General features: G+C 62.8%; 13 protein-coding genes. 6 read left to right on the top strand and 7 right to left on the bottom strand.

Features of this window, described 5'->3' with window-relative positions:
• Positions 1-46: 46 nt before the first annotated feature.
• The 5 genes from rluB to MUW49_RS06060 form a co-directional block, all read right to left on the bottom strand.
• Positions 47-970, bottom strand: coding sequence for a 23S rRNA pseudouridine(2605) synthase RluB (gene rluB, locus MUW49_RS06080; protein ID WP_039039190.1), 924 nt, complete (start codon positions 968-970; stop codon positions 47-49).
• The gene (gene scpB / locus MUW49_RS06075; RefSeq protein WP_244812521.1) at positions 963-1655 is read right to left on the bottom strand and encodes an SMC-Scp complex subunit ScpB; all 693 of its coding nucleotides are present in this window, start codon (positions 1653-1655) and stop codon (positions 963-965) included. Before scpB ends, rluB begins: the two co-directional genes overlap by 8 nt.
• A gap of 41 nt (positions 1656-1696) precedes the next feature.
• On the bottom strand, positions 1697-2578 hold the full coding sequence (locus MUW49_RS06070) for a ScpA family protein (protein ID WP_010673703.1): 882 nt from the start codon (positions 2576-2578) through the stop codon (positions 1697-1699).
• A complete protein-coding gene (locus tag MUW49_RS06065) occupies positions 2571-3191 on the bottom strand; it encodes an L-threonylcarbamoyladenylate synthase (RefSeq protein ID WP_010673702.1) in 621 nt (206 codons plus the stop codon). The genes MUW49_RS06070 and MUW49_RS06065 overlap by 8 nt, the downstream gene beginning before the upstream one ends.
• 125 nt (positions 3192-3316) lie before the next feature.
• A complete protein-coding gene (locus MUW49_RS06060) occupies positions 3317-4198 on the bottom strand; it encodes a PHP domain-containing protein (RefSeq protein ID WP_039039192.1) in 882 nt (293 codons plus the stop codon).
• A 424-nt stretch (positions 4199-4622) separates the two neighbouring features.
• On the opposite strand from MUW49_RS06060, the gene MUW49_RS06055 reads away from it, so the two are divergent.
• The 6 genes from MUW49_RS06055 to trpA all read left to right on the top strand — a co-directional run bounded on the left by MUW49_RS06055 (position 4623) and on the right by trpA (position 11439).
• Positions 4623-6257: an anthranilate synthase component 1 gene (locus MUW49_RS06055; RefSeq protein ID WP_103859105.1), complete on the top strand. Its 1635-nt coding sequence runs from the start codon at positions 4623-4625 to the stop codon at positions 6255-6257.
• Positions 6250-6849 (top strand): aminodeoxychorismate/anthranilate synthase component II, encoded by a 600-nt coding sequence (locus MUW49_RS06050; RefSeq protein ID WP_069785302.1) that lies wholly within the window; start codon positions 6250-6252, stop codon positions 6847-6849. Before MUW49_RS06055 ends, MUW49_RS06050 begins: the two co-directional genes overlap by 8 nt.
• A gap of 10 nt (positions 6850-6859) precedes the next feature.
• A complete protein-coding gene (gene trpD, locus MUW49_RS06045) occupies positions 6860-7873 on the top strand; it encodes an anthranilate phosphoribosyltransferase (RefSeq protein ID WP_160837483.1) in 1014 nt (337 codons plus the stop codon).
• Entirely contained in the window at positions 7873-9378 is a 1506-nt protein-coding gene (gene trpCF / locus MUW49_RS06040) for a bifunctional indole-3-glycerol-phosphate synthase TrpC/phosphoribosylanthranilate isomerase TrpF (RefSeq protein ID WP_244812520.1), read from the top strand. Before trpD ends, trpCF begins: the two co-directional genes overlap by 1 nt.
• A gap of 64 nt (positions 9379-9442) precedes the next feature.
• Positions 9443-10636: a tryptophan synthase subunit beta gene (trpB, locus tag MUW49_RS06035; protein ID WP_041213214.1), complete on the top strand. Its 1194-nt coding sequence runs from the start codon at positions 9443-9445 to the stop codon at positions 10634-10636.
• Positions 10633-11439, top strand: a complete 807-nt coding sequence (gene trpA, locus MUW49_RS06030; protein ID WP_041213215.1) for a tryptophan synthase subunit alpha — start codon at positions 10633-10635, stop codon at positions 11437-11439. The genes trpB and trpA overlap by 4 nt, the downstream gene beginning before the upstream one ends.
• Before the next feature lie 202 nt (positions 11440-11641).
• On the opposite strand, the gene MUW49_RS06025 is transcribed toward trpA, so the two are convergent.
• Positions 11642-12589, bottom strand: a complete 948-nt coding sequence (locus MUW49_RS06025; protein ID WP_019706001.1) for an IS30-like element ISAs2 family transposase — start codon at positions 12587-12589, stop codon at positions 11642-11644.
• Between the two features lie 90 nt (positions 12590-12679).
• Positions 12680-13705 (bottom strand): flagellin, encoded by a 1026-nt coding sequence (locus tag MUW49_RS06020; protein ID WP_244812519.1) that lies wholly within the window; start codon positions 13703-13705, stop codon positions 12680-12682.
• Positions 13706-13933: the final 228 nt, after the last annotated feature.

The following is a 13933-nucleotide window of genomic DNA, read 5'->3' as shown; positions in this document are numbered from 1 at the left end:
GTGCGGGCTTGTGGCGTGTCCGGGGCGAGCGACCCGTGGCGGCGGCTTACTTGCTGCCGGTGCCGGAATTGCGGGTGGAGGAGGTCGGCTTGCGACGGGCGGTGGTGGCACGGGCGCGCGGCTCCTTGCCCTGCATCTCCTTGTGGCGCTTGACGGCGCGACGGATCTGGGCGGCCTGCTTGTGGCGGGTGCTCTTGCCATCCTGCTGCAGGTCGACCTTGGACTCGGTCTCGTTGGGCAGGTTGACCAGGCCGCGCAGGTAGTTCACCTCGGGGAGTTTCAGCTCCTGCCAGCCACCGCGGGGGATGCCGCGATCCAGCTTGACGTCGCCGTAGCGGATACGCATCAGGCGGCTCACCTGCACTTCCTGGGATTCCCACAGGCGGCGCACTTCCCGGTTGCGGCCCTCGGTCAGGGTGACGTTGAACCACTGGTTCAGCCCTTCACCGCCGGCCGGCTTGATCTTGTTGAACTTGGCCATGCCGTCTTCCAGCTGCACGCCCTTGCGCAGGCGCTGCAGCATGGCTTCGGTGATCTCGCCAAAGACGCGCACCGCGTATTCCCGCTCCACTTCGTGGCTCGGGTGCATCAGCCGGTTCGCCAGCTCGCCGTCGGTGGTGAACAGCAAAAGACCTGAGGTGTTGACGTCGAGGCGGCCGACCGCAATCCAGCGGGCGCCATCCATCTTGGGCAGACGATCAAACACGGTGGGACGTCCTTCCGGATCGTGGCGGGTGCACATCTCCCCTTCGGGCTTGTGGTAGGCCAGCACGCGGCAGATCACTTCCTCTGCGGCGCGGGTCTTGACCTGGTGGCCATCCACCCGGATCACGGCGTTCACTTCGACGCGATCCCCCAGCGTGGCGACCTTGCCATCCACGCTGACCCGACCTGCGGTGATCAGGGCCTCCATCTCACGACGGGAGCCTTGACCCGCGCGGGCCAATACTTTTTGCAGTTTTTCACTCATCGGGTTTACCTGATTGTTGATCGCTGCCCGCCGACATCGCGGACAGCATGGATGTCTGTGAGGCCGCCCCGCGGGCATCCTCACCATGTTCATGCGCAAGACGGCCCGCGGCGGGCCGCCCATCGCCTCCCTCGTCCGGCATGAGCGACAAGGGATGGGGCAGTTCGGGATCCAGCTCGGGGAGCTGCTCCAGACTCTGCAGATTGAAATAGTCCAGAAATTCGCGGGTGGTGGCGAGCAGCTCGGGGCGACCCGCCACCTCCTTGTGTCCTATGCTGCGCACCCAGCCGCGCTCTTTCAAGGTGTTGACGATCTGGCTCGACACCGCCACCCCGCGGATGGCTTCTATCTCTGCCCGGGTGATGGGCTGACGATAGGCAATCAGGGTCAGGGTTTCCAACACGGCGCGGGAATAACGGGGCGCCCGCTCGCTCCACAGGCGAGACAGCTCCTCGGCATACTCCTGGCGGGCCTGGAAACGCCAGCCGGAGGCGACCTCTTTGAGCTCGACCCCCCGCTCGCTGTAATCCTGTCTGAGCTCTGCCAGCAGCAGCTGGACATAGCGGCCGGTGACCGGGTAGTCCGAGAGCACGCTGCCCTTGATTTCGCTCACCGTGAGGGGACGCCCCGCCACGAAGATCGCCGCCTCGATCAGGGTCTTCAATCGTTCAGCAGGCAGCGCCACGGTGGACCTCCTGGGTCCGCGCCCCTGGCGCCGCCCCTCGCTCAGTGTAGATGCTCATGCTCCTCCCCTTTCCCCTGACTCGCCAGGGCAAAATGGATGGGGCCCAGGGGCTCCGCCTGCAAGATCCAGATCAATTGCTCCTTGCACAGCTCCAGCAGGGCCAGGAAGGTCACCAGCACCCCCATGCGCCCCTCCTCGGCCCGCAGCACCTGCTCCAGGCGCAGGGTCTGGCCCAGGGAGAGCATGGCGAGGATCTCCGCCATCCGTACCCGGGTCGGGATCTGCTCGCGGCGGATCTGGTGATGTTCAAAATGAGTCGCGCGTTTTACCACACTTTGCATGTAAAGGGCGAGTTCAACCAGAGAAACATCGGGCGCCAATGGCTTCAAGGCACCAAAATCCGGCGCCATGGCGGCGGCGACGAAGATCTCCCGCTCCACCCTCGGCAGGGCATTGACCCGCTCCGCCCCCAGCTTGTAGCGCTCGTACTCCTGCAGGCGACGAATGAGGGTGACGCGAGGGTCTTCTCCCTCCTCCTCGTCTTCCAGCTCCGGGGCCTTGGGCAGCAGCAGGCGGGACTTTATCTCCGCGAGCCAGGCCGCCATCAGCAGGTATTCCGCCGCCAGCTCGAGGTTGAGACCCTGCATCAGATCCACGTACTCCATGTACTGGGCGGTGATCTGCAGGATGGGCAGGTTGAGGATGTCGAGCTGCTGGCGCCGGATGAGGTAGAGCAAGAGATCCAGCGGCCCCTCGAAGGTGTCGAGAAACACCTCCAGCGCATCGGGGGGGATGAACAAGTCCTGGGGCAGCTCATGGTAGGGCTGCCCCAGCACGGTGGCGATGGGCGGGGGAAGGGAAGCCTCCCCCGTCGTGCCCGCGGGGGTTGTCAGCGCGGGCACGGGGTCGGCAAGATCACTCAAACGGCGTCGGATCCCCGGCACCGCGGCGACGCAGCACGGGCTCGTCGTCGGAGAAGTCCACCACAGTGGTGGGCTGCTCGCCCAGATACCCGCCGTTGACCACCAGATCCAGCTGCTTGCCGAGCTTGTCGGCGATCTCCTCGGGGTCGAACTCCGCCATCTCGGAGCCCGGCAGGATCAGGGTGGTGGAGAGCAGCGGTTCACCGAGGGCCTCGAGCAAGGCCAGCGCGATGTTGTTGGCCGGGACCCGGATGCCGATGGTCTTCTTCTTCTCGTTCATGAGGCGACGCGGCACCTCCTTGGTGGCCTTGAAGATGAAGGTGTAGGGTCCGGGGGTGTTGTTCTTGACCAGCCGGAAGGCGGTGTTGTCCACCTTGGCATAGGTGGAGATCTCCGAGAGATCCCGGCACACCAGGGTGAAGTCGTGGTTCGGCTCGATGCGACGGATGCGGCAGATGCGCTCCAGGGCATCCTTGTTGCCCATCTGGCAGCCCAGGGCGTAGCCGGAGTCGGTGGGATAGACGATGACGCCGCCGTTTTGCAGGATCTGCACCGCCTGGCTGATGAGGCGAACCTGGGGATTGTCGGGATGTACGTAAAAATGCTGACTCATATGCTCTTCTCGCGATAGGGGGCACGCTCGTTGCCCGCTTCATGGTCAAGGGCCCCTTGGCCCATGACACTACCTTAACCTGTTTGACGCAGACTCGCCTGCATCAAAGATGCCGGCCCGGGGGGTCAGCGGCTGGCCAGCAGGCCCGCATGCTCCTCGGGGGTGAGCCCGAAATGACCGGGGTGACCGAGCCACAGCGGCATCCCCTCCTTGGGGAGCCAGAGGTGGCGGCCAAGCTCGGTCCAGTTGGAGGGGAAGTGAAAATCGGACCCCACCGAAATATAGAGATCGTGCTCCCTGGCCCACTGGCCGAGATTCGCCCGCTCCTGTGGGCTCTGCTGGGGCAGGGAGACCTCCATGGCATCCCCCCCGACGGCCTTGAAGGCCACCAGCAGCCGCTTGATCCACTTGGCGGTGAGATTGTAGCGGCTCGGGTGGGCCAGCACCGCCAGCCCGCCTGCGGCGTGGATGGCCTCGATGGCCTCCCCCATCCCGGGCCACTCGGCGGGCACATAGCCCTTGTTGCCCCGGCTCAGGTACTTCTTGAACACCTTCTGCATATTGTCGGCCACCCCGCGCGCCACCAGCACCCGGGCAAAGTGGGCCCGAGTCACGGCGGCGTCACCGGCGAGCTGCTTGGCCTCTTCATAGGTGCCCGGGATGAGGCACTTCTCCAGACGACGCCCGATCTCCTCGGCGCGCGCCTCCCGGCGGGCTCGCTGCCCTGCCAGAAAGGCGAGCAACTGGGGATTTTTCTCGTCCACCCCGAGGGCCACGATGTGGATCTCGTGATGCTCCCACCCGGTGGAGATCTCCACCCCGCTCACCAGGCGCAGTGGCAACTGGTCGGCCGAGATGGTCTGGCGCACCTCCTCAAGCCCGTCGAGGGTATCGTGGTCAGTGACCGCTAACACCTCCACCCCTTTTTCGGCGGCGCGGCGCACCAGATCGGCGGGGCTCAGCACCCCGTCCGAGGCGGTGGTGTGGCAATGCAGATCGAATCTCATCGGCGTGTTTCGCTCTTGTTTGGGACCTGCCTGGAAAAGGCCGGCAAAAAAGCGACTTGACTTGGCCGCGGCTTTATCGTTTTCTGTAGGCACTTCATTGCAAACATCTTTTTACAGGACTCAATCTCATGCAAGCGACTTCCATCCTGACCATCTGGTGGTGGCACACTCCCTGACATGCGGGCGTGTGGTCGTTGCTGTACCTGTAATCTGACAGCAAGTTAAGAACCCAAAGAAAAAGCCCGCTGACCCCAGCGGGCTTTTTTATTATCCGGCAAATGGACCTGTGATGAAACCGACAATTCAGAGAAGCACACTGACATGGCGATGGCGAACTCGCTGACGTGACCCGAACCCGACCCATTTTCAAGAGAGACAGCGCCATGACCATCGGTGACACACAACACATGCAAGGGAAGGCATTATGACAGGCAACAAGACCCGTTTGCCCCTGGGCGAATTCGATACCATCCGGCTCAATGCCCCCTATGTGACAGACCCCCTGGCACTCTATACCCGACTCTGCCAGGACAGACCCAACAACCTGCTGCTCGAATCGGTGGAGATCGACTCCAAGGCCGGTACCCAGAGCCTGCTGCTGGTGGATGCCTGCCTGCGCATCGAGTGCCGCGGCCGCGCCGTGCAGGTGCGCCCCCTCGGCGACAACGGCGCCGCCCTGCTGCGCCTGCTGGAGCAGCGCCTGCCCGCCGTCATCACCCAGACCCGGGTGGCGGACGAGCTGCACCTCGACTTCCCGGCGTCCGATCGGGAGCTTGACGAAGACAGCCGCCTCAAGGGCAGCAGCGTGCTGGACGTGCTGCGCACCCTGCAGCGGGAGCTGCAATGCCAGCAGGGCAAAGAGGCCCTCTTCATGGCGGGCAGCTTCGCCTACGACCTCATCGCCTCCTTTGAAGACTTGCCCGAGGTGCCAGAGGGGAGCAACGACTGCCCTGACTACTGCTTCTATGTGGCCGAGACCCTGATCACCATCGACCACATCAAGCAGAGTACCCAGTTGCTGGCCTGCCTGTTCGGCGGCGAAGAGGATGAGCAGCTGGACGCGCGCTACGCCCGCCTGACCGCTCGCCTCGAGTCCTTCAAGCAGGCCTGTCAGCAGCCGCTGCCTGCGCCGCAGGGCTCGGCGCCGCTGACCGGCGTCCTGGCCGTCGACAAGGGGGACAAGCAGTTCTGCGCCGAGGTCGAGAAGCTCAAGGGCTTCATCCGCCGTGGTGACATCTTCCAGGTGGTGCCGTCCCGCAGCTTCTCCCTCCCCTGCCCGGATCCCGTCGCCGCCTATCGCCGCCTCAAGCAGACCAACCCCAGCCCCTACATGTTCTACGTGCAGGACGAGGGCTTCACCCTGTTTGGCGCCTCCCCCGAGAGCGCGGTCAAGTTCTGCGCCAACAGCCGCCAGGTGGAGATGTACCCCATCGCCGGCACCCGCCGCCGTGGCCTCAACCCGGACGGCAGCATCAACCTGGATCTGGACGGCCGCATCGAGCTGGAGCTGCGCCAGGACGAGAAAGAGGTGGCCGAGCACCTGATGCTGGTGGATCTGGGTCGCAACGACATCGCCCGCATCTCCGCCCCCGGTACCCGCTACGTCAAGGATCTGCTGAAAGTGGATCGCTACAGCCACGTCATGCACCTGGTCTCCCGGGTGGTGGGCACCCTTCGCGCCGACCTTGACGCCCTGCACGCCTACCAGGCCTGCATGAACATGGGCACCCTGACCGGTGCCCCCAAGCTGCGCGCCAGCGAGCTTATCCGCATGGTGGAAGGCAAGCGTCGCGGCAGCTACGGCGGCGCCGTGGGTTACCTGAACGGCGCGGGGGAGATGGACACCTGCATCGTCATCCGCTCCGCCTTCGTGAAAGAGGGGGTAGCCCATGTCCAGGCCGGCGCCGGGGTGGTCTATGACTCCAAACCCCAGGCCGAGGCGGACGAGACCCGTGCCAAGGCGGCGGCCGTGCTGGCCGCCATCGCTGCCAGCCATGGCACCTCCCTGCAGGCCCTCAGCGCCCAGCAGGAACAACACAAGGACGTGAGCCATGACTAACATCTTCCTGCTCGACAACTTCGACTCGTTTACCTACAACCTCGTCGACCAGTTCCGCACCCTGGGCTACCCGGTGCGCATCTACCGCAACAGCCTGCAGGCGAGCCGCATCATGAGTGAGATCGACGCCTGCGAAGGGGACGCCGTCCTGGTGCTCTCCCCGGGGCCGGGCGCGCCCCATGAGGCGGGCTGCCTCATCGACCTCATCAAGCTGGCCCGGGGCCGGGTGCCCATCCTCGGCATCTGCCTCGGTCATCAGGCCCTGTGCGAAGCCTACGGCGGCACCGTCGGGGCGGCGGGGGAAATCGTCCACGGCAAGCGCTCCCTCATCGAGCACAACGGCCATGGCGCCTTCGCGGGGCTGCCGAGCCCCTTGCCGGTGGCCCGCTACCACTCCCTGGTGGCCACCTATGTGCCACAAGAGTTGCAGGTGATTGCCCACTATCAGGGCATGCCCATGGCCATCGAGCAGCGTGACGAGCGGGTGCTGGGCTTCCAGTTCCACCCGGAATCCATCATGACCAGCGAAGGGGCCCGCCTGCTCACCCAGGCCCTCGCCCATGTCACCCGTCCAGAAAGCCACGTGCGGTAAGGAAGAGACCATGCATCAACATCTCAACACCCTCTATCAGGGTCAGTCTCTCACCCGCGACGCCGCCCGCGACGCCTTCGGCCAGGTGGTTCGTGGTGAAGTGGATCCCATCGTGCTCGCGAGCCTTTTGACCGCCCTCAAGATCAAGGGGGAGACCCCGGAGGAGATCGCCGGCGCCGCCGAGGCGCTGTTGGCCGAAGCCCGCGACTTCCCGCGCCCGGACTATGCCTTCTGCGACATCGTCGGCACCGGGGGAGACGGCCTCAACACCATCAACGTCTCCACCACCTCGGCCCTGGTGGCCGCCGCCTGCGGCCTGAAAGTGGCCAAGCACGGCAACCGCTCGGTCTCGAGTAAGTCGGGGTCGAGCGATCTGCTCGATAAAATGGGCATCAAGCTCGACATGAGCCCGGCCCAGGCCCGCCGCTGCCTGGACGAGCTCGGGGTCTGCTTCCTGTTCGCCCCCCAGTACCACGCCGGGGTGCGCCACGCCATGCCGGTGCGTCAGGCCTTGAAAACCAGGACGCTATTCAACGTCTTGGGGCCGCTTATCAACCCCGCCCGCCCCAGCTATCAGCTGATGGGGGTCTATGCCCCCGAGCTGGTGCGCCCCATCGCCGAAACCCTGCTGGCACTCGGCCTGAAAACCGGTATGGTGGTGCACGGCGCCGGTCTCGACGAGATTGCCATCCACGGCCCGACCCAGGTGGCGGAGATCCGCGACGGCGAAATTCGCGAGTACTTGCTCACCCCGGCGGACTTTGGCCTCGACACCTACCCGGTCAGCGCCATCCAGGGCGGTGAGCCCGAGGAGAACCGCGCCATCACCGCCGCCATCCTGGAAGGGCGCGGCAGCCCGGCCCACAACGCCGCCATCGCCGCCAACGTGGCGCCGCTCCTGGTCATGGCGGGCGAGGCCCCGGACTTTCGGCAGGCCGCCGCCCGGGTGCTGGCGGTGCTGGCAAGCGGCCAGGCCGCCCTCCTCGCCCGGGATCTCGCCACCCTGAGCCATCAGGAGGCATGATGTCAGCCACCACCACAGCGTGCCCCAGGGGCACTCACCCAGAACGCCCGACGGGCAACAGCCAGCTTCGCAAGGATAACGAGATGTCAGATGTCATTGCTCCCCACGCCTTTCTGAACATGGCCTCCATCAGCCAGACCATTCTCGGCAAGATCGTGGCGGCCAAGCAGGAGTGGGTCGCCGCCCGCAAGGAGAGCCAGCCCCTGGCGAGCTTCCAGGACGCGCTCACCCCGAGCGATCGGGACTTCGAGGGGGATCTGCGCCAAGGCTCCACCCGCTTCATTCTGGAGTGCAAGAAGGCCTCCCCCTCCAAGGGCTTGATCCGCAACGACTTCAGCCCGGAGGCCATCGCCGACATCTATGGCCACTACGCCACCGCCATCTCGGTGCTGACGGACGAGAAGTTCTTCCAGGGGGATTTCGCCTTCCTGCCCCGGGTACGGGGCCGCGTCCAGCAGCCGGTGCTCTGCAAGGACTTCATGATTGACCCCTATCAGGTCTATCTGGCCCGCCACTATCAGGCGGACGCCATCCTCCTGATGCTCTCCGTGCTCACCGACGAGGGGTATCGCGCCCTGTTCAAAGTGGCGAAAGAATTGGGCCTCGGAGTGCTCACCGAGGTGAGCAACGAGGAGGAGCTGACCCGCGCCATCGACCTCGGCGCCCCGGTGATTGGCATCAACAACCGGGATCTGCGGGATTTGAGCGTCGATCTCGCCCGCACCCGGCAGCTGGCGGCCAGGATCCCGGGGGATCGGGTGGTGATCAGCGAATCCGGCATCAACCACCGCGCCCAGGTGGCGGCCCTGCGCCACCACGCCAAGGGCTTCCTGGTGGGCTCTTCCCTCATGGCGGAGCCGGATCTGGAGGCCGCGGTGCGCAAGCTCGTGCTCGGCCAGAACAAGGTGTGCGGCCTGACTCGTCCCGAGCACGCCGCCGCCGCCCATCAGGCGGGCGCCGTGTTCGGCGGCCTTATCTTTGTGGCGAAAAGCCCGCGCTACGTGGACATTCCCGCCGCCCGCGCCGTGATGGCGGGTGCGCCGCTCTCTTACGTCGGGGTGTTTCGCAATGCCCAGCCCGCCACCATCGCCAAGACGGTGGATGCGCTGGGGCTCGCCGCCGTGCAACTGCACGGGGATGAAGATGCCGCCTATGTCGAGGCACTGCGCGCGCTGCTGCCGGCAGGCTGCCAGATCTGGAAAGCGGTTGGAGTCACAAGTGGCGAGCCCCTGCCCGCCCTCGACTACCCGGCGGATCGCCTGCTGCTGGATACGAAAGTCGGCAGCCAGAGCGGCGGCACCGGTCAGGCGTTCGACTGGACTCTGCTGGCCGGGCTCGACAAGAGCAAACTGATGCTGGCAGGGGGGCTCAACCCCGACAACGCCCTCGAGGCCGCCCGGGTGGGCTGTGTGGGCCTTGATTTCAACTCCGGGGTGGAGAGTGCCCCGGGCAGGAAGGATGCCCACAAGCTGGCGGCCGCCTTTGGTGCCCTGCGCCAACTGTGAGCGCCCCGTGACTCATTCAACGAATTAATGAACTGCGTTTGCCCATAAGCACAAGGAATAATGTATGACCCTGCTCAATCCGTTTTTCGGTGAATTTGGTGGTATGTATGTGCCCCAGATCCTCATCCCCGCCCTGCTCCAGCTGGAGAAGGCCTTTGTCGATGCCAAGGATGATCCGGCCTTCGTCGCCGAGTTTCAGGCGCTCCTGACCGAGTACGCCGGTCGCCCGACACCGCTCACCCTCACCCGCAATTTGACCAAGGGCACCAAGACCCGCCTCTACCTCAAGCGTGAAGATCTGCTGCACGGCGGCGCCCACAAGACCAACCAGGTGCTGGGTCAGGCCCTGCTTGCCAAGCGCATGGGCAAGCACGAGATCATCGCCGAGACCGGCGCCGGTCAGCACGGCGTCGCCACTGCCCTGGCTTGTGCCCTGCTCGGCCTCAAGTGCCGGGTCTATATGGGCGCCAAGGATTGCGAGCGCCAGAAGCCCAACGTATTTCGCATGAAGCTGATGGGCGCCACCGTCATCCCGGTGCACTCCGGCTCCAGCACCCTCAAAGATGCCTGCAACGAGGCACTGCGCGACTGGGCTGCCAACTATGAAACCGCCCACTACCTGCTCGGTACCGCCGCCGGCCCCCACCCCTTCCCCACTATCGTGCGGGAGTTCCAGAAGATGATCGGGGAAGAGGCCAAGGCCCAGTGCTTCGAGAAGGAGGAGCGCCTGCCGGATGCGGTGATCGCCTGCGTCGGCGGCGGCTCGAATGCCATCGGCATGTTTGCGGACTTTATCGACAACCCTGAAGTGCGCCTTATCGGGGTCGAACCCGGTGGTCACGGCATCGAGAGCGGCGAGCACGGCGCGCCGCTGGGTCACGGCAGCAAGGGGGTCTTCTTTGGCATGCACTCCTTCCTGATGCAGGACAACCAGGGCCAGATCCAGGAGTCCTACTCCGTCTCGGCGGGGCTGGACTTCCCCTCCGTCGGCCCCCAGCACGCCCACCTGGCCGCCATCGGCCGCGCCGAGTACCCCTCGGTGACCGACAAGGAGGCACTGGACGCCTTCCAGGAGCTGGCCAAATCCGAAGGGATCATCCCGGCGCTGGAGTCCTCTCACGCCCTGGCTCATGCCCTCAAGATGGCCCGCAGTGAACCGGAAAAAGAGCAGGTGCTCATCGTCAACCTCTCCGGCCGTGGCGACAAAGACATCTTCACCGTTGCCGACATCTTTGAAAAAGAAGGAACCTTGTCATGAACCGTTACGCTCAACTCTTCTCCCGTCTGGACAAGGCCAATCAGGGCGCCTTCGTGCCCTTCGTGATGCTGGGTGACCCCACCCCCGAACTGTCCCTGGCCATCGTCGATGCCCTGGTCCAAGGGGGCGCCGACGCCCTCGAGCTCGGTATTCCCTTCTCCGATCCGGTGGCGGACGGCCCCACCATTCAGGGTGCCGCCCTGCGTGCCTTTGCCAGCCACACCACCCCGGACGACTGCTTCGGCCTGCTCGCCCGCATCCGCGCCAAGTACCCGCAGCTCCCCATTGGCCTCCTGGTCTACGCGAACCTGGTCTATGTGCGCCACATCGACGGCTTCTACGAGAAGTGCCAGCAGGCGGGGGTGGATTCGGTGCTGGTGGCCGACGTGCCGGTGCAGATGTGCGCCCCCTACAAGGCGGCGGCCGACAAGTTCGGCATCGACAGCATCTTTATCGCCCCGCCCAATGGCGACGCCGAAACCCTGAAGCAGGTGGCGGAGCTGGGTAACGGTTACACCTATCTGGTGAGCCGTGCTGGCGTGACCGGTGCCGAGACCAAGGCCGGCATGCCGGTGGAGGGCCTCATCAACTCCCTGCGCGAGTTCAACGCCCCCCCCGCCTTGCTCGGCTTTGGCATCAGCGAACCGGCCCAGGTACGCGATGCCATCAAGGCTGGCGCCGCCGGCGCCATCTCGGGTTCGGCAGTGGTGAAGATCATCGAGACCCACCACCAGAACCCGGAGCATATGCTCACCCGTCTGAAGGAGTTTGTGGAAGGGATGAAGGCCGCGACCAATCGATAAGGGGCGCACTGGCCACATGCCCTTGGCCGTGAATGGTCCGGCTGCGTATCCGCCTCAGCCATAATGATATCAGCGTACCAAAGGGAGCCTAACCGGCTCCCTTTCTATTTCGTATTTGTTATGATCATTAACATCGTTGTACCGTTTCTTGGGAAGGCAATAGGAGAAGAACGCGAATTCAACTTCGAAGTGCGACACTCGCCTATGCCGCCTGACGGTACTCTTCGAATACCTTGACAGGCTGCCTGAATCCGAGACATTTCCGAGGTCGTAGGTTGAGCCACTGCTCCGCTCTCCTGACATCCTCGTCCGTGACCTCTCTCAGGTCTGTTCCCTTTGGGATAAACTGCCTCAACAGCCCATTGCTGTTCTCGTTCAGACCGCGCTCCCACGAAGAGTAAGGGTGCGCAAAGTAAGTCTCGGCACCCAGCGCTTCCTCTATCGCCTTGTGTTCGGCAAACTCGCCGCCGTTGTCAAAGGTGATGGTATGCACCTGCTCGATGTAGGGCGTTAACATCTCGATTATCGCATCCCGCACCACCCCAGCCTGTTTGCTCGCGACCCGCTTGACCAGATAGAGCCGGCTCTTGCGCTCCACCAGGGTGACCAGTGCACCTGTGCCTTGCTTGCCCAGCACCGTGTCCGCCTCCCAATCACCGAGCCGCTCCCGGCTATCGACGATAGCCGGCCGTTCATCAATAGAGCGGGCTTCCTTGATGGGAGAACGCAGGCTGCTCGCCCCCTTGCGGTAGCGCTTGTGGCCCTGGCGCAGATGGCGGTACAACTGGCCACCCCGGGCTTTGTCGGCGGCCACATGGCGGTATATCCACTCGTGACTCACCATGAGGCCTATCTGCTTGCCCACCGCGCTTATCTGCTCCGGGCTCCACCACCAGGCGAGTGTCAGCTCGACAAACTGGATGACATCGGCAGATAGCCGAGATTTGGCCGCACTGGCCCGTCGGTGGGTGGCGTGCTGATGCGCATTGTCTGGCTGGTAGCCCTGCGGCCCGGCGTTACGACGCAGCTCCCGGTAGAGGGTGGAGCGATGAACGCCAATGGCGCGTGCGGTGGCAAGGATGGACATCCCCTGTGCGCGAAGCACCGATAACTGGTATCGTTGCCCCTCGGTCAACTGCTGATAGCTCATGGTGATACTGCTTTTACTTTGGCGAGCAGAAGGGTACCACCAATCAGCAGTTGGCCACCTCTCGCCATTCATCCATGAGTGTCGCACTTATTATCTGAATTCCCGGGGTGGATGAATGCTGCCATTTGCCAGAGTAAGGCTATTTCCTTGAGAGCTATATATCGTAAGCTGATTATTAGCAGGGTTGTTGTTATACGAACCACTGACGGAAAATCCAAGACCTGCAGATTGTGCCGCAATGTTGATCCGATGGACGACCGTTGCCATCAACCAACTATTTTCCGACGTGGGGTTCACAGGATCCCAGCCAGTCATGTCGATGCCCGTTGTCAAATCCACCGTCTGTCCTTCGATATCGATATAGGAAGGAAGAGTGGACAGATCGATTGACGATCTTACCGAGAATGGGTGCTGTACAGCTTCTATCGGGCTCTGGTTATTTGGGAAGCTAGTGCTATTGATGTCAGCAACAAACGCTTCTAGCGTTGGATAGTTTGTGTCGAACGTCACGCCGTTGAGTGTGATAGGTTGGGCACCTAACTGAAGACCATCAATGCTGTGAGCACCAGGTTTACTGCTGGTTGGACTGCGAGACTGCCAAACCATTTCTCCAAGGTTTTTGGTTTGCGCATTCATATCTGTGATGACCATGTTTTGACCAGCATAAGCTCCTATAGAAAACACCCCTTCATATGTCCCGGCCAATAGGCTCTGTCCAGCAAAAGTTGTCTTGGTTGCGATCCGATCCATTTCCAAACGCATCTGCTGGAACTCCATATTGAGTGCTGCCCGGTCATCTGCCGAATTGATGCCACTACCAGCCTGCAGAGCAAGTGTACGCATACGCTGCATGAGATTCATCGACTCGTCCATTGCCCCATCAGCAACATTGATAACGGAGATGGCATCATTGATATTTCGAATCGCTCCATTGCTACCATTGATTTCGCTTGTCAGACGATTACTGATCTGAAGTCCCGCAGCATCATCTGCTGCGCTGTTGATACGCAAGCCCGAAGATAAACGCTTGAGAGATGAGTCAAAAGACCCCATCAGACTACTAAGATTACGTTGTGCAGCTATTGCAGTACTATTGGTGCGAATTGAGAGTAACATAGTGTCCTTGCCGCAGAGTCTAAGATTCAATCTAGTCTTCAATTACTATCGGCATTACCATATGAATCTTTATTAAAAATTGACTTACGATGTGATCGGATTTAACTCCATACATCCAGACACTCATGTACAGAACCTTAAGCGGCAAGCGAATTAATAATACCGTCTAACGTGTTGTTTTGCTTGGATTTTCTCTGCCTACTCTTTTTGCCGTTTTTGGATAAATAC

The organism is Aeromonas sp. LsrichE-8G, assembly GCF_022869435.1.
In the GTDB taxonomy this organism is placed as follows: Bacteria; Pseudomonadota; Gammaproteobacteria; order Enterobacterales; family Aeromonadaceae; genus Aeromonas; species Aeromonas caviae.
This window is presented reverse-complemented; position numbering and strand designations above follow the sequence as displayed.